The organism is Bifidobacterium sp. SO4, from assembly GCF_018555355.1.
GTDB lineage: Bacteria > Actinomycetota > Actinomycetes > Actinomycetales > Bifidobacteriaceae > Bifidobacterium > Bifidobacterium miconisargentati.
The window spans coordinates 146,979-167,315 of sequence record NZ_JAFEJP010000003.1; the positions used below are offsets into that span (position 1 = coordinate 146,979).

Here is a 20,337-nt window from a genome sequence, read left to right on the forward strand (position 1 = left end):
TTTGCAGATAACGCTCCTCAGCCTACCTATCTCCCGTTACATGGCCGCGGGCGTTTCTGGAATATGAGAATCGACGCGATTGCGCGCCCCGCGAACCGTCGGCAAACGGCCGCGCTCAGGCGTGGGCTGTGGGAGAATATGCGATGGAACCATCCGCCAATCCAAAGGAGGCTGTCATGGCTGTGGAGAGCAGCAAGGTACTGATCATCGTGAACAACTGGGGCATCGAGGAGACCGAGCTGACGCGCCCGCTGCGCGATCTCAAGGCCGCCGGCGCGCAGGTGACGCTCGCCGCCACCACGTTGGATCCGTGCGAGACCGTGCAGCATGACCGCTACGAAGGCGAGACGCTGACCCCGGACGCCCGTCTGTCGGATGTGCAGGCCGTCGATTACGACCTGTTGGTGGTGCCTGGCGGCACCTGCAACGTGGATCGTATCCGCGTGAACGAGGACGCCATCGCCCTGGCCCAGGAGTTCGCCCATGAGGGCAAGCCGATCGCGGCCATCTGCCATGGCGCATGGCTGCTGGTGAACGCCGGGCTGATCGCCGGCAAGACCGCGGCCCCCTGCCGCTACATCGCGGCCGACATCGAGAACGCGGGCGGCCACTACGTGGACGAGCAGGTGCATGTGGACGACGCCAACGGCTTCCGTCTCATCACCTCCCGCAAGCCCGACGATCTGGACTACTTCGTGGACGCGATCAAGGATGCGTTGAAGTAAAGGCGCCCCTGCGAGCACGTCTCGTCACGGTATGGAATCGGCCTTCGGCCGATGCTGTGTCTTCCGCAGCTTTGCTGCCGCTTCTCTCCTTCCGTCATCGGCTACGCCGATGACACCTCCCTCGTCAGAGGGAGGCTGGGCTATATGTCATAGTCCTTGGCTCCCTCTGACGAGGGAGCTCCCGGCGTAAGCCGGGTGAGGGAGAGAAATAAGCAGCGAAAGCTGCGGAAATCAGCAGCATCGGCCGAAGGCCGATTCCTTTCCCGCAGTACGACGCTCAGCGTTCCTTGGCGGCGAGCTGTCCGCAGGCGCCGTCGATGTCCTGGCCGCGGGTGTCACGCAATGTGGCGGTGATGCCGGCGGCATGCAGGATGTCCAGGAACCGCGCCTCGTCCTCGGGCTTGGAGGCCGTCCACTTGGAGCCTTCGATGGGGTTGAGCGGAATCGGGTTCACATGCGCCCAGTTGTCGCCGTAATGGTTGAGCCGCTTGGCCAGCAGACGCGCATGTTCGGCCTGGTCGTTGATGCCGCGCATGAGCGCGTATTCGATGCTCACGCGGCGTTTGGATGCCAGCCAGTAGTCATGGGCGGCGTCCAGCACCTGTTCGGTGTTGAAGCGCTTGTTCATCGGCACAAGCTCGTCGCGCAGTTCGTCGCTCGGCGCGTGCAGCGAGACGGCCAAGCGCACCGGGATGCCTTCGGCGGTGAGCTTCCTGATGCCGGGCACCACGCCCACGGTGGATACGGTGATGTTGCGGGCGGAGATGCCGAATCCCTCGGGCGGCATGGAGGAGATCTGGCGTACGGCGGACAGCACGGACCTGTAGTTGCCCATCGGCTCTCCCATGCCCATGAACACGATGTTGCTCAGGCGTCCAGGGCCTCCGGCCACTTCGCCGTCTCGCATCATTCTGGCGGCCACGCGCACCTGTTCCACAATCTCGCCGGCGGACATGTTGCGGGTCAGACCGAGCTTGCCTGTGGCGCAGAACGGGCATCCCATGCCGCATCCCACCTGCGAGGAGATGCACAGCGTGGTGCGCGTCGGATAGCGCATGAGCACGGATTCGATGAGGGAGCCGTCGAACAGCTTCCACAGCGTCTTGATGGTGGTGCCCTGGTCGGCCACCTGGCGGGTGACCTCGGTGATGAGCTGCGGGAAGAACGCGGCCGCGGCGTCATCGCGCTTGGCGGCCGGGAAGTCGGTGAACTCGGCGGCGTTCACGTCGAAGTGGCCGTAGTAGTGGTTGGCCAGCTGCTTGACACGGAATTTGGGCAGGCCCAGTTCGCCGGCGCGCTCGATGCGCTCCTCGGGGGTCATGTCCACGAAATGCAGCGGCGGCTTGCCTCGGCGGGCATGGTCCTTGGACAGCACGTCGCGGAAGGCTCCCGCGGTGCCGCCCGGGGTGATGCCGGTTTCCGGGGTGTCGGTTTCCTGATTGGTCATGACGTTCGCTTCGCTCTCGAATCTTGCATTGATTGGTGACTGTCCTGCGACCGTCCGCCGCGTCACAGTCCGGTGACCCACAGCAGCGCGCAGGTGAACGGCGCGCTCATGAGGATGGAATCGACGCGGTCCATCACGCCGCCGTGGCCCTTGAGCAGGTGGCCCATGTCCTTGATGCCGATGTCCCTCTTGAGCATGGAGGCGCACAGGTCGCCGAAGGTGCCCACCGCGCCGATGAGGATGCCGGCCACGATCGGCACCCACCAGCGGGTGGCCCAGGTGGCGGCATCGTACGTGCAGGCGAACACGGCGAATGCGCCGGCCATCGCGAACAGCATGGAGCCGATGAGGCCCTCCACCGATTTCTTCGGGGAGATGCGCGGGCTGAGCTTGTGCTTGCCGAGCCATGCGCCGGCGAACAGGCCGCCCGTGTCGGACAGGGCGGGCATGAACACCAGCATGATGGCGTGCGCCACGGGGTGGTCGTTGAACGTGAGCGGGATGATGATGCAGCTTGCCAGCAGCGGGATGTACAGCACGGTGAGCACGGAGACGGCCACATGACTCAGTCGTGAGTGGTGCTGCTCGCCGCCTTCATGATTGAAGGACGATTCCAGACGGGCGCTGGCGTCCGTGTTGGAGAGCTTGCCGGCGACCGCCAGGGAAAGGCGGTTGCCGAAGCTGAGTTTGGCGCTGGCGGAGATCGCCACGAGGATGATCGAGACGATGATGCTCAGCGACATCGTGATGAGATGGTACGGGGAATAGTAGGTGGCAAGGAGCGTGAGGGCCGAGCAGATCCAGAGCATGAGCACCGGAATGTGCAGCCCCACGGTGGCGAAATCGACCCTCAGCTCCCACAGCGCCAGAATCATGAACACCACGACCAACAGCACGAACAGGTCGATGCTGAACAGCAGGCAGCCGAGAATGATCGCGATGAGCACCACGGCCGTGCCGATGGCCTGTGGCATGTTGCGACCGGTTTTCTTGTTGATCTGGTCGAGGGTCTCCTCGGCCTCTGCGTGTAGTTGTTCGTTGCGTTCCATAATGCTCCGTACCGGGTCCGGGAATCAGACCTCCATGATCTCCTTCTGCTTGGTCTCCAGCAGAGCGTCGATTTCGTCGGTGATGGACTTGGTGACCTTGTCGAGGTCCTTGAGCAGGCGATCGCCCTCATCCTCGCCCATGTCGCCGTCCTTGACGGACTTGTCGATGGTTTCCTTGGTCTTGCGGCGGATGTTGCGCACGGCGACCTTGCCGTCCTCGGCCTTGCCCTTGGCGAGCTTGACGTATTCCTTGCGGCGGTCCTCGGTGAGCTCCGGCATGGTCAGGCGGATGACGTTGCCGTCACGGTTCGGGCTGATGCCGAGATCGGAGTTGCGGATGGCCTTCTCCACGGCGGCGGCCTGGGAGGCGTCGAACGGGGTGACGGCCAGGGTGCGCGGCTCGGGGACACCGATGGAGGCGACGGCCTTGATCGGCGTCGGGGCGCCGTAGTAGTCGACCATGATGCCGTTGAGCAGGGCCGGGTTGGCGCGGCCGGTGCGGATGCCCGCGAAGTTCTCCTTGGTGTTTTCCACGGTCTTGGCCATCTGTTCCTTGGCCTGATCGATGAGGGACATGTTCACTCCTTTTGATTGGTGGTGTTCGTCTATGAACGCTTGGTATCTGATTGTAGGCGATTGCCGGAGGCGGCTCAGTCGGCCACGCGGGATTCGGCGGTGGAGACCAGCGTGCCGATCTCGTCGCCCAGCAGCGCGCGGGTGACGTTGCCCTGGCCTTCGAGGCCGAAGACGCGGATGCGCTTCTTGTTGTCGCGGGCCATGGACAGCGCGGAGGCGTCCATGACGGCCAGGTTGTCCACGAGGGCGCGGTTGTAGCTCAGCGTCTCGAAGCGCTTGGCGTTCGGATCCTTGCGCGGGTCGGCCGTATACACGCCGTCCACGCCGTTCTTGCCCATAAGCACTTCGTCGCAGTGGATTTCCAGGGAACGCTGGATGGAGACGGTGTCCGTGGAGAAGTACGGCATGCCGGCGCCGGCGCCGAAGATGACCACGCGGCCCTTCTCCAGATGACGGATGGCCTTGAGCGGAATGTACGGTTCGGCGACCTGTCCCATGGTGATGGCGGTCTGCACGCGGGTGGCCTGTCCCTCCTGCTCCAGGAAGTCCTGCAGCGCAAGGCAGTTCATCACAGTACCGAGCATACCCATGTAATCGCCGCGGGAGCGGTCGATGCCGGCCTGCTGCAGTTCGGCGCCGCGGAAGAAGTTGCCGCCGCCCACCACGATGGCCACCTGGACGCCCTGCTTGACGGCGGGGACGATCTCCTCGGCGATGCGGCGGATCACCTGGGTGTCGATACCCACCTTGCCGCCGCCGAACGCCTCGCCGGAGAGCTTGAGCAGCACCCTGCGCGGCTTGTCCTGTTCAGTCATGTTGTGCCTTTCCTTACAAAAACGACAAGTGCCTGAAAATATCCAGTAGACAAGCGTATCGGCTTACGACGACACCCCGATGCAGCGACACCCGGCACCATACGAAAAGCGCCACCCAACCTGGAGTTGGATGGCGCTTCCCCCGTCCGGCATGGCATGCCATACCGGACGATCACGCTGGACGCACTGGGTCAGACCGGTGCGGAAGCGAGCGAGTCCTTATAGACTCACTCCTCCTCGCCCTTGCCGACCTCGATGCGCACGAAAGCGGTGGCGGAGCCGCCGACTTCCTTGAACAGGTCGCCCACGGTCTTGGACGGATCCTTGACGAACGGCTGCTCGAGCAGCACGACTTCCTTGAAGAAGGCGTTGAGACGGCCCTCGACGATCTTCGGGACGATCTTCTCCGGCTTGCCTTCGGCCAGGGACTTCTCGGTGGCCACGCGACGCTCGGACTCGACGACCTCGGCCGGGACGTCCTCGCGGGTCAGCCACTTGGCGCCCATGGCGGAGATCTGCAGGGCGGCCTCGTGGGCCACGGCGGCGCCGGCCTTGTCGGTGGCGATCATGGCCACGATGCTCGGCGGCATCTCGGCGGACTTCTTGTGGGCGTAGATCTCGACGTGCTCGCCGGAGACCTTGGCGTACTGGCCGACCTTGACGTGCTCGCCGAACAGGGCGGCGGCTTCCTCGATGGCCACCTTGACGGTGGAATCGCCGGCCTTGGCCTCCAGCAGCTCCTCGGCGGAGTTGGCGTCGGCTTCCACGGCGTAGCCGAGGATCTCCTCGGAGAACTCCACGAACTTCGGGGTCTTGGCCACGAAGTCGGTCTCGGAGTTCAGCTCGACGGCGTAACCGGTCTCGCCGTTGGCGCCCTCGACGACCTTGGAGGCGATGGTGCCTTCCTGGGCCTTGCGGCCTTCACGCTTGCCGGCCGCGGCGATGCCCTTGGCGCGGATGATTTCCTTGGCGCGGGCGACGTCACCCTCGGCCTCGGTCAGGGCCTTCTTGACGTCGAGCATGCCGGCGCCGGTGTCTTCACGAACCTGCTTGATCAGTGCGGCGGTAATTGCTGCCATTGATTTTTCTCCTTGAGAATATTGCTTACCCAAAAACGATGGGAAGCGCTGTGTTCAGGCACTTCCCATCGTAGAGCATCACTCGGCCTTCGGGGCCTCAGCGGTTTCGCCCTCGGCGGCGGCCGGAGCGGCCTCAGCCGGAGCCTCGTTGGTCAGGAGTTCCTTCTCCCAGGCGGCCATCGGCTGCTCGGCGGTCTCGCCGGCGGCCTTGTTGGCGCCGGAACGCTCGAGCAGACCCTCGGCGACGGCGTCGGCCATCAGGCTGGTGAGCAGCTCGATGCCGCGGATGGCGTCGTCGTTGGCCGGGATCGGGTAGTCGACGATGTCCGGATCGGCGTTGGTGTCGACGATGGCGACGACCGGGATGCCCAGCTTGTGGGCTTCCTCGACGGCCAGGGCCTCCTTGGTGATGTCGACCACGAACATGGCGGACGGGGTGCGGTTCATGTTGCGGATACCGCCCAGCTGCTTGTTGAGCTTGTCCTTCTCGCGCTCAAGCAGGAGGAGTTCCTTCTTGGTCAGGCCGGAGCCGTGCACGTCGGTGAAGTCCATCTCCTCAAGCTCCTTGAGGCGGTTCACGCGCTTGGAAACGGTCTGGAAGTTGGTCAGCATACCGCCGAGCCAGCGCTCGGACACGTACGGCATGTTCACGCGGGTGGCCTGGTTGGCGACGGCTTCCTGAGCCTGCTTCTTGGTGCCGACGAAGAGCACGGTGCCGTTGTGGGCCACGGTGGTCTTGATGAAGTCGTACGCCTTGTCGATCATGTCGAGCGACTTGAACAGGTTGATGATGTGGATGCCGTTGCGCTGGGTGAGGATGAACTGCTTCATCTTCGGGTTCCAGCGGCGGGTCTGGTGGCCGAAGTGCAGGCCGGCCTTCAGCATGTCGCTCATAGTGATCTGAGCCATGGTATTACTACCTTTCTTGTCGGTTCTTGCCTGGTCATGCGCACCTGCGTGCAGCCGCTCCCCCGCCTGATGCGGGCTTGCAACCGACCGACACAGGCCGTCGCGAGCATGACGCGAATTTTTCGTGTGCCGGTTGACAATATTGGGGTGGCCCCGAACGCCAGCGACTGCGTCCGTTGCCGGGTGGCACACAAGTTTTCAGAATAACAGAAGGCCGGTACTATTGCGGCTTCCCGCAACGTACCGGCCTTCCGACTCATGCCGTGACTCACTTATCACGACTGGCAATAGCGGACCGCCTTCGGCGGGCCCGATATCACCTTCGTTCGGCTATCGCCTCACTCAGGCGTCGCCTACGGACAGTCCACCGGACTGTCCGCCTAACGGCTCCGCATATACCTCAGCGCCGCGCGACGCTCCTCCTTCTCGAGGCGATCGAGGTAGACGTGGCCGTCCAGGTGGTCGCATTCGTGCTGGAGCATGCGGCCCATGAGGCCGTGGCCCTCCAGTACCACCTCCTTGCCGTCCAGGTCGATGCCGCGCACGCGGGCGTAGTCCGCGCGGCGGGTCTTGTACCACAGGCCGGGCACGGACAGGCAGCCCTCGTCGCCGTACTGCTCGCCGGAGGTCTCCTCGATGACCGGGTTGAGGATGTAGCCGATCTTGCCGTCGATGTTGTAGGAGAACGCCCTGAGGCTCACGCCGATCTGGTTGGCGGATAGGCCGGCGCGACCGGGATCGTCCACGGTCTCCAGCAGGTCGTCGACCAGGCGGCGCACGGCCGGGGTGATTTCCTTGATCTCGTCGCAGGGGGTGCGCAGCACCGGATCGGGCACGACCCTGATCTCACGGATGGCCACTGATTTACTCCTCGTTCTTCTCGTCGCGGCTCTGGCCGTTCTCGCCGTTCTCGTCGGCTGCGGAGGTGTTTTCGCCACCGTCCTCGCCGTCCTCGGCCTCGGCCTTGGCCTTCTTGATTTTCACCGATACGCTAGCAAGCGAATCCGACACGCTGGTGCGCATCTGTTCGGACGCCTGCTTCATCTGCTCCGACGCCTGCTTGACCTGCACGGAGGCCTTCTTGACGGTCTCCGAGGTGCTGTCGATGATCTTGGCGGTGGCCGGCAGCGGCTTGTTGGAGGGCTTGGGGGCGTACAGTTCGTCCTCGATGACCGAGGCGTAGCGCTGCAGCACCTTGGGACGCACCACCTTCATGCTCGGGGTGAGCGTGCCGTTGGCCTGGTTGAACTCCTCATCCAGGATCTCGAACTTGCGCACGGATTCGGCGCGGGACACGTTCGCGTTGGCCTGGTCCACGTACTGCTGGATGAAGGCGCGCACCGCGTCGTTCTCCTTGGCCTCGCCCAGGGTCATGTCCGCGTCCAGCCCCTGGCCCTCGAGCCAGGAGCGCAGCATCTCCGGGTCGAGCTCGATGAGCGCGGAGACGAACGGCTTGCCGTCGCCCACCACCACGGCGTGCGCCACGATGGGGCAGGTGTCGATGATGTCCTCCATCGGCGCCGGGCTGATGTTCTTGCCGCCGGCGGTGATGATGATGTCCTTCTTGCGGCCGGTGATGAACGTGAAGCCCTTGTCGTCGATGCGGCCCAGGTCGCCGGTCTTGATCCAGCCGTCGGCGGTCATGGCTTGGGCGGTCAGTTCGGGCTGCTTGTAGTAGCCGAGGAACACGTTCGGGCCGGTGAGTTCGATTTCGTCGTCCTCGCCGAGACGCACGCCCATGCCGGGGCCGGGCTTGCCGACCGAACCGACCTCGTTGTCGTCCTCCCAGTTGACGAGCATCGGGGCGGCGGTTTCGGTCATGCCATAGCCCTGGATGAAGGTGATGTCGTCCATGCCGTTGAAGAAGTGGGCCAGATCCACGTTGAGGGGCGCGCCGCCGCAGGCCAGCCACCTGAGGTTCGGGCCCAGGGCGGAGCGGATGGACTTGCCCACCGTGGCCATGTAGAACGAATGCTTCATGCGCTCGATCGGCGAGTGGCCCTTGCCGTCCTGCTCGTCCTTGCTCCACTTGACGAAATGCTTGACGGACTGGGCGAAGATGTAGCCCTGGATGCCGGCGCCGGCCTTCTGGGAGGCGGCGTTGTAGACCTTCTCGAACACGCGCGGCACGCCCAGCAGATAGGTGGGCTTGAAGCTGCGGATATCCGCCAGCAGGTGCTTGGCGTTGGGGATGTACCCCACCACGCCGCAGCCGCCGATGGCCACGTACTGGATGTAGCGGGCGAAGCAGTGGGCCAAGGGCAGGAACAGCAGCAGGCGGTTGTCCCGGTAGAGCATGCCGTTGAGGATCTCGTAGCCGTTGAGCACGATGTGCGTGTAGTTGCGGTTGGAGAGCATGGCGCCCTTGGGCTTGCCGGTGGAGCCGGAGGTGTACACCACGGTGAGCAGGTCGTCCGCCTTGATGCGGGCGATGGCCTGGTCGAGCGCCTCGTCGCTCACGCCGGTGCCGAAGTCGGCCACGCCGTCGAGACCGTCGGCCTTGAAGTTGAAGACGTACTTCATGCCCGGGTGATTCACGCGGATCTGCTCCAGCGTCTGCGCGCGCTGGGAATCGCCAGCGAAGGCGATGACGGGGTTGACCTCCTCCACGATGGCGGCGGTCTGCTTGGCCGAGTCGGTCTCGTAGACGGGCACCACCACGGCGCCGATGGCCGCGCAGGCGAAGTCCGCCAGACCCCACTCATAGCAGGTGGGCGAATAGATGAGAACCATCGTGCCGGCCTTGACGCCGAGGCCCATGAGGCCCTTGGCGATCTCGCGCACGCGGGCGAGCATTTCGGAGGCGGTGGCGCTGTGCCATTGGTGGGTTTCGTCGTCCTGCCATTCGGCGATGGTGTCGTCCGGGGTGCGGGCGGCACGCTTGACCAGCAGCGAGAAGACGGTGTCCTCGTCGGTGGTCACATACCTGGGTGCTTCAACATGTTCACGCATGCTTTACACTATAAGACCCACCGCGCCGAGAGTCGGGTACGGCGGGCCGAATCGGACGGACTTCGGCTTTGGGCCGAGCCGTCATCATCTATCGGACATCTATCGGACATCCGTGGGAAATGTGTCAGCCGAGATCGGCGTACTGACACATCCATCGGCTTCCGATGAACCGAAAGCGAAGCGTCACCCTGACGTCTTCCTGGCCGATGGTCATGAACACCGCCATCTCCAGCGTCTCCTGGCTGACGATCACGCCGTCGATCAGCGTGGGAACCGTGGGCAGATAGCAGAACTTGGCCTTGTCCGACGGATGGGTGAGCATGTGCGTGTCCAGCAGGTACTGCATGGTGCGCAGCCGTTCGAGGCAGGGCTGGGTCATGGCCCGGTGCAGCCGGTCCACGCTGAGCTTGCCGCGTACGGCGTCCGCCGACGTGCAGGCGATCCGGCATGCGGCCAGGGCCATGGTGTGGCATTCATCGGCGTTCATGCCGCCGATGAAGGTGGGCTGGATGTGGTATCTGACCGGTCTGTCGGACAGCTCCACGACGATGAATCCGTTGAAACCGGGCAACGGATCGTACCTGCGCCCATGGGTAAAGAAGAAATAGTGATCCATGGTGGTTATCCCCTTCTGATAGGTTGCATGGCCCCATCCCCCAATGCGCGGGCCATACCCCCTAACAACAACACGAAAGGCGCGCCAAGTCAAACGACCCAGCGCGCCTCGAATCGGCGTCATTCCTTGGAAATCAAGGGTTAGCGCTCACATGCGGCAGCCCTTAGCGTGCGGAATAGGGGTTGACCACCATGCCGCAACGCTGGAAGTTCTTCACGTCCACGTATCCGGTGGAGGCCATGGCACGCTTGAGCGCGCCGATGAAGTTGGTCTTGCCATCCGCCTGGTGGCTCGGTCCGAACAGGATCTGCTCCAGGGAGCCGACCGTGCCCACGGTGGTGCGGAAGCCGCGCGGCAGGGTCTGGTGACGGGCCTCGGCGCCCCAGTGGGTGCCCTTGCCCGGAGCCTCGGTGGCGCGGGCCAGCGGCGCGCCGAGCATCACGGCGTCGGCGCCCAGGGCCAGGGCCTTGACGAAGCTGCCGGAGTCGCCCATGCCGCCGTCGGCGATGACCTGCACGTAGCGGCCGCCGGACTCGTCCATGTAGTCGCGGCGGGCCTCGGCCACGTCCGCGATGGCGGTGGCCATGGGGGCCTGCACGCCGATGGTCTGGCGGGTGGCGGAGACCGCGCCGCCGCCGAAACCCACGAGCACGCCGGCGGCGCCGGTGCGCATGAGATGCAGGGCCGCGGTGTAGTTGGTGGCGCCGCCCACGATGACCGGCACGTCGAGGTCGTAGATGAACTTCTTGAGGTTGAGCGGGGTGTGGCCCGCCGAGACGTGCTCGGCGGAGACCACGGTGCCGCGGATCACGAACAGGTCCACGCCCGCATCCACCACGGTGGAGTAGAACTGCTGGGTGCGCTGCGGGGAGAGCGCGCCGGCCACGGTGACGCCGGCGGAGCGGATCTCGTGCAGGCGCTGCGTGATGAGCTCGGGCTTGACCGGCTCGGCGTAGATCTGCTGGATGCGTGCGGTGGCCTCGTCGGCGGGCAGGCCGGCGATCTCCTCCAGCAGCGGGGTCGGATCCTCGTAGCGGGTCCACAGACCCTCCAGGTCGAGCACGCCGAGCGCGCCCATCTTGCCCATGGCGATGGCGGTGGCCGGGCTGGTCACCGAATCCATGGGGGCGCCGAGCACCGGCACGTCGAACTCGTAGGCGTCGATCTGCCAGGACGTGGAGACGTCCTCGGGATCGCGCGTGCGACGGGACGGAACGATGGCCACATCGTCAAGCGCATAGCCGAGACGGCCCTTTTTACCCAAACCGATTTCAATTTCCTGAGACATGGCTTCAAGACTATTGCCGGGGACGGACTCGGGGCAAGGCATGTCCATATTCTCGTCACGCACGGCCCGGCGTTACAAACATGAGATATGAATTGAACCATCTTCACACCATCTACAGGGAGGGAACATGGCCAAAATCAAGGTCGAAGGCACCGTTGTCGAACTCGACGGCGACGAGATGACCCGCGTGATCTGGAAGGACATCAAGGACCGTCTGATTCTGCCGTATCTCGACGTGAACCTTGACTACTACGATCTGGGCATCCAGCACCGCGACGAGACCGACGACCAGGTGACCATCGACGCCGCCCACGCCATCCAGAAGCATCACGTGGGCGTCAAGTGCGCCACCATCACCCCCGACGAGGCCCGAGTCAAGGAATTCGGCCTGAAGAAGATGTGGAAGTCCCCCAACGGCACGATCCGCAACATCCTGGGCGGCACCATCTTCCGCGAGCCCATCGTGATGAGCAACGTGCCGCGTCTGGTGCCGGGCTGGACCAAGCCGATCGTGGTGGCCCGCCACGCCTTCGGCGACCAGTACAAGGCCACGGACTTCAAGGTTCCGGGCGCCGGCCAGCTGACCGTGACCTTCACCCCGGACGACGGCTCCGAGCCGATCCAGCATGTGGTCTACAACTACGGCCCGGACGGCGGCGTGGCCCAGGTGCAGTACAACGTGAACGATTCGATCCGCGGTTTCGCGCGCGCCTGCTTCAACTACGGCCTCATGCGCCACTACCCGGTGTACCTGTCCACCAAGAACACCATTCTCAAGGCCTACGATGGCCAGTTCAAGGACATCTTCGCCGAGGTCTTCGAAACCGAGTACAAGGACCGCTTCGAGGCCGAGGGCCTCACCTACGAGCACCGTCTCATCGACGACATGGTCGCCAGCTCCCTCAAGTGGCACGGCGGCTACATCTGGGCCTGCAAGAACTACGACGGCGACGTGCAATCCGATTCCGTGGCGCAGGGCTTCGGCTCGCTGGGCCTCATGACCTCCGTGCTCATGACCCCGGACGGCCAGACCGTGGAGGCCGAGGCGGCGCACGGCACCGTGACCCGCCACTACCGCCGCTGGCTCAAGGGCGAGAAGACCTCCACCAACCCGATCGCCTCCATCTTCGCGTGGACCGGCGGCCTGAAGCACCGCGCCGATCTGGACGGCACCCCCGAGGTGCGCCACTTCGCCGAGACGCTGGAGAAGGTCATCGTGGACACCGTGGAGGGCGGCCAGATGACCAAGGACCTGGCCATGCTGATCGGCCCGGACGAGCCGTGGCTCGACACCGAAGGCTTCATGAACGCGCTGGACGAGAACCTCCAGAAGGCCCTGGCCGACTGATCCCACCCCCAGTTCCCACCCTGATCGTTCCCTCAAGTCCCCATGGCTCCCCTTGTCAGGGGAGCTGGCCGCGAAGCGGACTGAGGGGTAGTCTGCGGCGGTTTCCAGCCGACTTCATTTCGCAATCCCACCCTGATCGTTCCCGGATATGTGACGATTTCCCGTCATGTGTCCGGGACTTTTCATATACCGGCGACTAGTATCGTTATTCAGTCCGTTTCCGACATCCGTTTTCAGGATCCCAAGGAGGTTCCGTACGCCTATGGTGTCCGCACGCCGTCCAGCCACCGTCCTCACCGCCTTCGCCGCCGCCTGCGCGATGGCGCTTTCGTTGGCCTCCTGCGCCTCGGATTCCGACCGGACCGACACCGACGGCGACACCACGATCACCAGCACCTCCCTTGGGGCGGTGGCCCTGTTCACCCCGTCCGACGGCATCACGCTCAGCCAGCAGACGCCGCTGAACAAGTGGGCCAAGCTCACGCCCGACATCACCGACGCGCTGGTCGACGCCGGATTCAAGAAGGGGGACATCTCCCACACCACCTCCGATTCGCTCGACAAGCAGAGCCGCGCGATCCAGGACTATGTGGTCGACCATCTGTCCAGCAAGGGCGAGACGAGCGACTCCGGTATCACCATCACCCCCGAGAACACGACGCTGCTGGTCGCCCCGGTGGTGGAGGCCGACGCCTCCACACGCCAGTACGGCGATTACGTGAGCCAGGAGCTCAGTACCAGCGGCGATAAGGTGACCACCGAAGGCTCCGCCGACGCCGAAACCGACACGGGGACCTCCGCCGACACGAACGATTCATCCACCTCACCCGGTTCGTCCAGTTCGTCCGGTTCGGACAAGTCATCGTCGAAGGGCGACACCTCCGCCGATTCGTCCGACGGCGGTACCGATGGCACCGATACCGCCAAAGCCACGGAGGACGACGCGCAGGCCGAGGCCGTGGACCGTCTGGTCTCCTCACTGAAGCTGGCCAAGGAGTCCGGCATGCATGTGGTGCTGCTGGGCAACAGTATCGAGGGATACCGGCCGGACGCCTTCGCGAAGTTCTCGGATGCGCAGGCCATCGGCCGTCTGCAGGCGGAGAAGATCGTTGCCAAGCTGCAGCTCACCAAAGCCAGCAAGGACAATCCCAAGTACATCGAGGTGCTGCTGCCGTACACCCCGGCGGACGCCAAGGGCACGGCCGGCGACTCCACGTTCGCGCGCGAGGCGTTCCGCGGCATCTGGCAGGTGCTCGGCGCCTATTACCAGAAGGGCGTGGTGAAATCGCCTTCGGGCACGTTGGACGCCAAGACCACCGAGAACGACTGGCAGCTCGTGGCGTACGACGCCTCCAAGGAAGGGTCCAGCGCCAAAGCGCTCTCCGCGCGCCTGGCCACGGACGACGGGGCCGACTCCCCCACGCGCATCGACGCCGTCCTCGCGCTTAACGACTACGTGGCCTCCGAAGTGGTCACCGAACTGGACGATCTCGGATACACCGGTTCGGCCGCGGACATCAACCCGCAGATCACCATCTCCGGCATCGTGGGCAACATCACCGGCAAGAAGGATCTGAGCCGTCAGGCCGTGCCGGATCCGATCAAGTCCCCGGAGAACGACGACGCCAACACGTCGGATGGCTCCGGCAGCGGCAAGGACTCCACCGCCACGGACAAGGCCAAGGACGCGCAGTGGCCGCTGGTGACCGGATACGGCGCATACGTCTCGAACATCCCGTCCGTGGTCAACGGCAAGCAGTGGATGACCGGCATGGAAAACCGCAAGGCGCTTGCTTCGGACATCGCCGAGGCCTGCACGAGGCTCAACAAGGGCCAGGAACTGGAATCGATGGTTTCCGTGCGCAACACCCAGGTGGGTGGCGTCAAGAAGGTGCCGACCATCAACGAGCCGCTTCTGGCCGTCAGCGCCAGCAACCTCAAGGCCACGCTCATCGACCCCGGATACATCACCCTCGCCGACGCCGGCCTGTGATTCCCGCTACCCCACCGGTTTCAACGCGATTCTTTTGTTTCCGGTGACGTGTTCCGGGTCCAGGTAATCCGCGGCGCCGCGTTTGAGACCCCAATGCAGGCATCGGTCCCCGCAATGGTCCGACTCGCCTTCGACCGTGCCGATGACCTGCCCGCGCGCCACCTTCGAGCCGACCGCGAAGTGGGTGCCTGCCGGTTCGAAGGTGGAGATCACGCCGTTGGAGTGCCGCACGCTGACCACGTCCTTGCCGGCTACCTTGCCGACGAAGCTCACCGTCCCGGCTTTCGGCGCAAGTATGGCCGTGCCCGTTTCGGCCGCAAGGTCGACCCCGCGATGCCCCGGCGACCAGGCGTTCAACGGACGTTCGAACTCTTGTTCGATGACCACCGTCTCGACGGGCCAGCCATAGAGAGCCTCGCATTGCGAGATCTCGGCGCCGGGATTCACCGACATCTCTCCGGCGTTCGCGTCCACGATCCCGATTCCCAATGCCAAGACCAATCCGGCGACTAATGCGCACGCGATCGCGAGATCGACGTGCCGCCGTCTGCGTTCGTCCCGCAATCGTTCCCATTCGCGCCGTTTCGCCGCCCGAATCGCCTCGTCGCGCCGCCAATCGTACATGTTCATGTCAAAGCCCCTTCCCCATTGATGGAAGACCATTGCAATCCGGAGCGGCCCGTTCGTGCCTCCCCGTGCCGGCATCGTCACCGGCCGATTCCACCCTGGGGCATGGCCGATAGCGTCGTCCAGTCGAAACGGGGTATGTGGTTCGAGCTTGCAGAGTTATCCACATCAGCAGAGCCGGTTCCATAAACGCTGCTTGGCGGTCATCTTCGGCCGCCTACCCTGACTGCATGGCATAATGAGGACTTGGCATCGGCACGAATCGCCGCAACGACGCAAGAGGGGAAGCCAGTGAAGGTCTGCGAAGTGCCGCTCAGCGTGAATCCGTTCAGCCAGGGCAACATCGAGCCGATGATCATGATCGGCGTCGGCGCGGGCGGGGTGATGGCCACGCTGGTCCTGGCGTTCAGGTTCTTCCGAAAGCCCGGCATGTGGCGTGCGCATCCCCAATCGACGGCATGGTATGCGGCCATTGCGGCGATTCAGACGTTCATCGCGACAGCCGTCGGCATGACCATGGGTTCATGGCACCGTGGGGTATCCCCGCACACATTGGAGCGGGTTTGCGGCGTATCGGATCTGCACGTGAACGGCGGCATGACCTTCGCCTGGCTCGAAGACCCCGGGTACCCGTATCTGGGCGGGGAATCCCGCTATGGTCCGATATGGTTCACGAATGGCGGGAAAGCCGTCGCCGGAGGCATCACGCTGCAGGGCGATACGGCGACCCTGTATCAGGGCGATTACGACAGCAACATCACGGTGAACGTGCATGATGCCGGCGAAACGGTGTTCCTGCATCTCTTCTTCATGGCCCTGATCATGTTCCTGATGCTTTTCGTGGCGTTTACGGTCGTGATGGCCAGAAAGCCCATCGAGGATGAGCCCACCATGGCGTTCGTCACGTGGCTCTGCGTCTTCATCATCGTCCTCATGACCGGCATCAGCATCCCGGTGGTCGACGCCCGCTGGATCGTCCCCGTCACACTGGCGCTGCTGATCGAGGATATCGCGGCGTTCGCCGGACCGTTCCTGTTGGCCGGATGGCTGAATTCGAAGCGACACCGGCCTCGCGCCGAGTCCCGATGACCTTGACGGTCCGGCGAGATGGGGGGATAGCCTGGAAACGACGAAGCCCCTTGTTGTTCAAGGGGCTTCTCATGGCTCCTGCGACTGGGCTTGAACCAGTGACCGTCCGATTAACAGTCGGATGCTCTGCCAACTGAGCTACGCAGGAATGATTATTGCGCCCAAGATTTCTCTCGCGCACAAGTCATGTATATTACACGTCTCCTGCGGAAATGCAAATCACGCCCGCTCAAAGCATGTCGTGCACGGAATTACACGGAATCGGCCCTTTTTCAATGTACCCGCGGATTCGCCATCAGCCTTTCCGCAGCGAGCGCAGCAGCGCGATTTCCTCGCGGTGTGTAGTGGGCGTCTGCTCCTTGGTTTCCAGAATCATCGGCAGTTCGGAGAGTACGGGGTCGTTGACCAGCCGGGTGAAGAACGGCATGCCGAGCTGGCCGTCGCCGATGTTGGCGTGACGGTCCTTGTGCGAGTTCAGACCGAACTGCGAGTCGTTGACGTGGATGGCCTTGACGTTGGCGAGGCCGATGACGCGGTCGAGTTCGTCCATCACGCCGTCGTAGTCGCCGGTCAGGTCGTAGCCGCCGTCCAGCAGGTGGCAGGTGTCGATGGTCACGCCGATGCGTGCGGCCTGTTCCACGCCGTCCATGATGGTGGCGAGTTCTTCGAAGGTGCGTCCACATTCGGTGCCTTTGCCGGCCATGGTTTCCAGCAAGACCATGATGTCGGCGCCGTCGGTCGCGTCAAGCACCCGGCTGAGTCCGTCGGCGATCAGCTGCAGGCCGGTTTCGGCGCCTTGCCCCACGTGGGAGCCGGGATGGATGTTGAGGTAGACCTCCTGGCCGGCCTCTTTGATCGGGGCGAGTAGCCGGATGTCCTCGGCGAGCGCGCGGATGGCGAATTCGCGTTTGTCCGGGTCCTTGGCGGCGAAGTTGTAGACGTAGGGTGCGTGGACGACGAGCGGACCGTATCCTTCCGTCACCAGCCGCTCGCCGAATCCGGCCGCGCCCGTGGGCGTGAGCGACTTGGAGACGCTGCCGTACGGCGAGCGCGGGAAGAACGCGAAGGTGGTGCCGTCTTCGTCGTGCGAACGTTTGAGCAGTGCGTTCCATCCGCCCGAGGCGGACAGGTGCGATCCGATGAACAGTCCGGTCATGGGAGTCTCTCCTTGTGATGTTCCTGCTGCGTTCCGGCCATGATACCGTCACGTCCCGCGTGTGGCCCGACCGCTGCGATCGTCTCGTCTCCGCGGGGCGGGCGGATGGGTAGAGGCCTAACCGTTACATGCTGACCTTGGTCAGGGGCATGGCCGAGTCGATGGCGAAGTCGGGTGCGCTGGGGGCCACGCCGGCCTCCACGAGGTTGACGCCGAGCATGGCCACCATGGCGCCGTTGTCCGTGCAGAGTTTGATCTGCGGGATGCGCACTTCCACGCCGTGCTTGTCGCCGTATTCGAGGAGTTTGGCCCTCAGCTGCGAGTTAGCGGAGAAGCCGCCGCCCACGATGAGCGTGTTGGAATCGTATTGCTCGCAGCCGCGCATGGCCTTGCGGGCGAGCACGGTGGCCACGGAGTCGGCCAGGGACGCGCACACGTCGTCCACGGGGATTTCATGGCCTGCGGCCTGTTCGCTTTCCACCCAGCGGGCCACGGCGGTCTTGACGCCGGAGAAGCTGAAGTCGTAGGGGTGCGCGGCGCCGGCCTTGCCTTGGGTCAGGCCCTGGGGCACGCGGATGGCGTGCGGGTCGCCGTGCTGGGCGTGACGGTCGATGTGCGGGCCGCCCGGGTAGGGGAAGCCGAGCAGGCGGGCCACCTTGTCGAAGCATTCGCCGGCCGCGTCGTCCAGCGTGGTGCCGACCACGTCGATCTTGCGGGGCATGTCCTCCACATGCAGCAGGGAGGTGTGGCCGCCGGAGACGATGAGGGCCAGCGTGTCCGGCGGAAAGGCGCCGAACTGCAGTTGGGAGACCGCGATGTGTCCGATCACGTGGTTGATGCCGTACAGGGGTTTGCCGGACGCCCATGCGAGGGCCTTGGCTCCGGAGACGCCCACGGCGAGGCAGCCGGCGAGTCCGGGGCCTGCGGACACGGCGATGGCGTCCACGTCGGCGAGCGTCATGTTCGCGTCGGCGAGCGCCTTGGACACGCAGGGCACGAACGCCTCGGCATGCGCGCGCGAGGCGATTTCGGGGATGACGCCGCCATATCGCGCGTGTTCCTCCATGGAGGAGGCCACCACGTTGGACAGCAGTTCGCGGCCGCGTACGATGGCCGCCGCGGTCTCGTCGCAGGTGGATTCGATACCCAATACGATCGGTTCGCTCATGATTGCCTCTCCTGTTCCTTGTATTGCCGCGTTTCGTCTGCCGTAACCGTGGTTTGCGATGATGCCGGAGCCTGTGTTTCCGGGGTCGCTGCCTTCGTCCGGACTGCCTCGTCCGCCGTCTGCGCCGCGCTTTGGAAGCCGGCCACGCGCGGCTGGAGGTCCAACGCCATCACGTAGGCGTCGATGCCTTCGGGCTGGTAGTAGCGTTTGCGCAGGCCGATGCGTTCGAAGCCGAAGCCGTGGTAGAGGGCGATGGCCGGTTCGTTGACCACGCTGACCTCCAGCAACATGCGTCGCGCGCCTTGTGCCGTGGCGCGTGCGATGAGTTCGCTCATCAGCGTGCGGGCGATGCCCTGCCTCTGGTAGTCGCGGCCGACGCCCACGTCCATGATCTCCGCGTCCTCGCCGTCGTACCAGTAGCCGGCGAATCCACGGACGGCGCCGTTCGCATCATCAGCGTCACCGGTACCGTCATCGTCGATGTCGAACACGTACGTGCGTCCCGGCATGGTCAGTTCCTGGCGGACGGACGCCTCGCTCCAGGCGTGGTTGCCGAAGAGTTCGACCTCCAGCGCACGCATGGCGGCGACGGTCCGTTCGTAGTCCAGTTCGTTCAGGTCGACGATCATCAGGCCGTACGCTCCGCGCCCTCGTGGCCGAGCACGTGCTTGAGCGGGGCCGGAACCTCGGCGTCCGGACGGCGCAGGTAGAGCGGTTCGACCGGGGCGTCCGGGTCGTGTTCGGCGTTGAGCACCGCTTCGGTGGCGAAAATGCCGAGCCCCTGCTCGCCTTGGTCGAGCACGGAGGAGTCGGTGATGTCGCCGACCGATTCGATGCCGTCCAGCACGGCCGCGTATTTCTCGGCGCCGTGGCCGATCACGTCCACCACCACGTCGCCCTCGACGGTCTGACGGTATGCGCGCACGGCTTCGTTGACGCGCTCCACGATGGAGGCCGGATAGTCGATGTCCATGGCGATGAGCGGCTTGGCGATGTCCTGCCTGTCGGTGCCGGCGCCTTCGACCGGGCTCGGGCACAGTTCGAAGTACAGCTGTTTGCGGCGCGCGTCGTTGACGGCGAGCGTGAGCACGTGGAAGGTGCGGGGATCACCGAGCGTGCCGGCCTTGCCTCGGCGGATGAGGTTCCATTGCGCCTGCGGTTCGAGCACGTTCTGGCCGAGCAGCTTCGCGCCGGTGGCGAAGGCCAGCGCCTTGGCGGCCACGATGCCGGCGCGCAGGCCGGTGAACGGTGCCGGGCCCACGCCCACCACGATCTCGTCCAGGTCGGAGGGCTTGAGGCCGGCGTCCGCCACCACACGGGCGATGTTGCCCTGCAGTTTCTCCACATGGGTGCGCGAATCGGTCTCCACGATGGGCTCATGCCCGGCCACGCCGACCGTGGAACCGAATGAGGTGTCAATCACCAGCGTATGCGTCACCATGCAATCCTCCTGCGTCACATCGGCCACCGGCCGCGAAAAAGCCTTTAAGAGTCTACAAC

Annotated in this window: 19 protein-coding genes and 1 tRNA gene; 4 read left to right on the forward strand and 16 right to left on the reverse strand. The window is 64.6% G+C overall.

What is annotated here, in order from left to right; all coding sequences use genetic code 11:
* Window positions 1–176 precede the first annotated feature (176 nt).
* A complete protein-coding gene (locus JS536_RS03660) occupies window positions 177–725 on the forward strand; it encodes a type 1 glutamine amidotransferase domain-containing protein (RefSeq protein ID WP_214355797.1) in 549 nt (182 codons plus the stop codon).
* Between the two features lie 277 nt (window positions 726–1,002).
* Here the strand turns inward: JS536_RS03660 and rlmN are convergent, their stop codons facing one another.
* The 10 genes from rlmN to JS536_RS03710 all read right to left on the reverse strand — a co-directional run bounded on the left by rlmN (window position 1,003) and on the right by JS536_RS03710 (window position 11,456).
* Window positions 1,003–2,172 (reverse strand): 23S rRNA (adenine(2503)-C(2))-methyltransferase RlmN, encoded by a 1,170-nt coding sequence (gene rlmN / locus JS536_RS03665; protein WP_214355798.1) that lies wholly within the window; start codon window positions 2,170–2,172, stop codon window positions 1,003–1,005.
* A 62-nt stretch (window positions 2,173–2,234) separates the two neighbouring features.
* Entirely contained in the window at window positions 2,235–3,221 is a 987-nt protein-coding gene (locus tag JS536_RS03670; RefSeq protein WP_214355799.1) for a phosphatidate cytidylyltransferase, read from the reverse strand.
* Window positions 3,222–3,245: 24 nt separating this feature from the next.
* Window positions 3,246–3,797, reverse strand: a complete 552-nt coding sequence (gene frr / locus JS536_RS03675) for a ribosome recycling factor (RefSeq protein ID WP_214304931.1) — start codon at window positions 3,795–3,797, stop codon at window positions 3,246–3,248.
* A gap of 74 nt (window positions 3,798–3,871) precedes the next feature.
* Window positions 3,872–4,612, reverse strand: a complete 741-nt coding sequence (gene pyrH, locus JS536_RS03680) for a UMP kinase (protein ID WP_109056041.1) — start codon at window positions 4,610–4,612, stop codon at window positions 3,872–3,874.
* Window positions 4,613–4,839: 227 nt separating this feature from the next.
* A complete protein-coding gene (gene tsf / locus JS536_RS03685; protein WP_214304932.1) occupies window positions 4,840–5,691 on the reverse strand; it encodes a translation elongation factor Ts in 852 nt (283 codons plus the stop codon).
* A gap of 78 nt (window positions 5,692–5,769) precedes the next feature.
* On the reverse strand, window positions 5,770–6,600 hold the full coding sequence (gene rpsB / locus JS536_RS03690) for a 30S ribosomal protein S2 (RefSeq protein ID WP_214355800.1): 831 nt from the start codon (window positions 6,598–6,600) through the stop codon (window positions 5,770–5,772).
* A 380-nt stretch (window positions 6,601–6,980) separates the two neighbouring features.
* Complete coding sequence (def, locus tag JS536_RS03695) at window positions 6,981–7,460, reverse strand: peptide deformylase (protein ID WP_214355801.1); 480 nt, start codon at window positions 7,458–7,460, stop codon at window positions 6,981–6,983.
* 4 nt (window positions 7,461–7,464) lie between these two features.
* Window positions 7,465–9,552, reverse strand: coding sequence for an AMP-dependent synthetase/ligase (locus JS536_RS03700; RefSeq protein WP_214355802.1), 2,088 nt, complete (start codon window positions 9,550–9,552; stop codon window positions 7,465–7,467).
* Between the two features lie 124 nt (window positions 9,553–9,676).
* Window positions 9,677–10,168, reverse strand: a complete 492-nt coding sequence (locus JS536_RS03705) for a hypothetical protein (protein WP_236029450.1) — start codon at window positions 10,166–10,168, stop codon at window positions 9,677–9,679.
* A 163-nt stretch (window positions 10,169–10,331) separates the two neighbouring features.
* Window positions 10,332–11,456: a GuaB3 family IMP dehydrogenase-related protein gene (locus JS536_RS03710; protein ID WP_214355803.1), complete on the reverse strand. Its 1,125-nt coding sequence runs from the start codon at window positions 11,454–11,456 to the stop codon at window positions 10,332–10,334.
* Window positions 11,457–11,583: 127 nt separating this feature from the next.
* Here JS536_RS03710 and JS536_RS03715 point away from each other — a divergent pair, with 127 nt between their 5' ends.
* Together JS536_RS03715 and JS536_RS03720 are read left to right on the forward strand one after the other, a co-directional pair.
* Window positions 11,584–12,804 carry an NADP-dependent isocitrate dehydrogenase gene (locus JS536_RS03715; protein ID WP_214304937.1) on the forward strand — a complete coding sequence of 407 codons (1,221 nt, stop codon included), beginning with the start codon at window positions 11,584–11,586 and terminating at the stop codon, window positions 12,802–12,804.
* 262 nt (window positions 12,805–13,066) lie between these two features.
* Window positions 13,067–14,797: a hypothetical protein gene (locus JS536_RS03720; RefSeq protein ID WP_214355804.1), complete on the forward strand. Its 1,731-nt coding sequence runs from the start codon at window positions 13,067–13,069 to the stop codon at window positions 14,795–14,797.
* 6 nt (window positions 14,798–14,803) lie between these two features.
* On the opposite strand, the gene JS536_RS03725 is transcribed toward JS536_RS03720, so the two are convergent.
* Window positions 14,804–15,427, reverse strand: coding sequence for a M23 family metallopeptidase (locus JS536_RS03725; protein ID WP_214355805.1), 624 nt, complete (start codon window positions 15,425–15,427; stop codon window positions 14,804–14,806).
* Window positions 15,428–15,670: 243 nt separating this feature from the next.
* Between JS536_RS03725 and JS536_RS03730 the strand changes: the two genes are divergently transcribed.
* Window positions 15,671–16,513 (forward strand): hypothetical protein, encoded by an 843-nt coding sequence (locus JS536_RS03730; protein ID WP_214355806.1) that lies wholly within the window; start codon window positions 15,671–15,673, stop codon window positions 16,511–16,513.
* 72 nt (window positions 16,514–16,585) lie between these two features.
* Here JS536_RS03730 and JS536_RS03735 read toward each other — a convergent pair.
* The 5 genes from JS536_RS03735 to tsaB all read right to left on the reverse strand — a co-directional run bounded on the left by JS536_RS03735 (window position 16,586) and on the right by tsaB (window position 20,275).
* A tRNA-Asn gene (locus JS536_RS03735) sits at window positions 16,586–16,661 on the reverse strand.
* A gap of 147 nt (window positions 16,662–16,808) precedes the next feature.
* A complete protein-coding gene (locus JS536_RS03740) occupies window positions 16,809–17,669 on the reverse strand; it encodes a deoxyribonuclease IV (RefSeq protein ID WP_214355807.1) in 861 nt (286 codons plus the stop codon).
* Window positions 17,670–17,793: 124 nt separating this feature from the next.
* Window positions 17,794–18,837, reverse strand: coding sequence for a tRNA (adenosine(37)-N6)-threonylcarbamoyltransferase complex transferase subunit TsaD (gene tsaD, locus JS536_RS03745; protein WP_214355808.1), 1,044 nt, complete (start codon window positions 18,835–18,837; stop codon window positions 17,794–17,796).
* Window positions 18,834–19,466 (reverse strand): ribosomal protein S18-alanine N-acetyltransferase, encoded by a 633-nt coding sequence (gene rimI / locus JS536_RS03750; protein WP_214355809.1) that lies wholly within the window; start codon window positions 19,464–19,466, stop codon window positions 18,834–18,836. Before rimI ends, tsaD begins: the two co-directional genes overlap by 4 nt.
* Window positions 19,466–20,275: a tRNA (adenosine(37)-N6)-threonylcarbamoyltransferase complex dimerization subunit type 1 TsaB gene (gene tsaB / locus JS536_RS03755; protein WP_214355873.1), complete on the reverse strand. Its 810-nt coding sequence runs from the start codon at window positions 20,273–20,275 to the stop codon at window positions 19,466–19,468. Before tsaB ends, rimI begins: the two co-directional genes overlap by 1 nt.
* Window positions 20,276–20,337: the final 62 nt, after the last annotated feature.

Bases quoted from the DNA above. Each gene is read 5' to 3' on its own strand.
- JS536_RS03660 (WP_214355797.1), top strand. From the start codon at position 177: ATGGCTGTGGAGAGCAGCAAGGTACTGATCATCGTGAACAACTGGGGC.
- rlmN (WP_214355798.1), bottom strand. From the start codon at position 2,172: ATGACCAATCAGGAAACCGACACCCCGGAAACCGGCATCACCCCGGGC.
- JS536_RS03670 (WP_214355799.1), bottom strand. From the start codon at position 3,221: ATGGAACGCAACGAACAACTACACGCAGAGGCCGAGGAGACCCTCGAC.
- frr (WP_214304931.1), bottom strand. From the start codon at position 3,797: ATGTCCCTCATCGATCAGGCCAAGGAACAGATGGCCAAGACCGTGGAA.
- pyrH (WP_109056041.1), bottom strand. From the start codon at position 4,612: ATGACTGAACAGGACAAGCCGCGCAGGGTGCTGCTCAAGCTCTCCGGC.
- tsf (WP_214304932.1), bottom strand. From the start codon at position 5,691: ATGGCAGCAATTACCGCCGCACTGATCAAGCAGGTTCGTGAAGACACC.
- rpsB (WP_214355800.1), bottom strand. From the start codon at position 6,600: ATGGCTCAGATCACTATGAGCGACATGCTGAAGGCCGGCCTGCACTTC.
- JS536_RS03700 (WP_214355802.1), bottom strand. From the start codon at position 9,552: ATGCGTGAACATGTTGAAGCACCCAGGTATGTGACCACCGACGAGGAC.
- JS536_RS03705 (WP_236029450.1), bottom strand. From the start codon at position 10,168: ATGGATCACTATTTCTTCTTTACCCATGGGCGCAGGTACGATCCGTTG.
- JS536_RS03710 (WP_214355803.1), bottom strand. From the start codon at position 11,456: ATGTCTCAGGAAATTGAAATCGGTTTGGGTAAAAAGGGCCGTCTCGGC.
- JS536_RS03715 (WP_214304937.1), top strand. From the start codon at position 11,584: ATGGCCAAAATCAAGGTCGAAGGCACCGTTGTCGAACTCGACGGCGAC.
- JS536_RS03720 (WP_214355804.1), top strand. From the start codon at position 13,067: ATGGTGTCCGCACGCCGTCCAGCCACCGTCCTCACCGCCTTCGCCGCC.
- JS536_RS03725 (WP_214355805.1), bottom strand. From the start codon at position 15,427: ATGAACATGTACGATTGGCGGCGCGACGAGGCGATTCGGGCGGCGAAA.
- JS536_RS03740 (WP_214355807.1), bottom strand. From the start codon at position 17,669: ATGACCGGACTGTTCATCGGATCGCACCTGTCCGCCTCGGGCGGATGG.
- tsaD (WP_214355808.1), bottom strand. From the start codon at position 18,837: ATGAGCGAACCGATCGTATTGGGTATCGAATCCACCTGCGACGAGACC.
- rimI (WP_214355809.1), bottom strand. From the start codon at position 19,466: ATGATCGTCGACCTGAACGAACTGGACTACGAACGGACCGTCGCCGCC.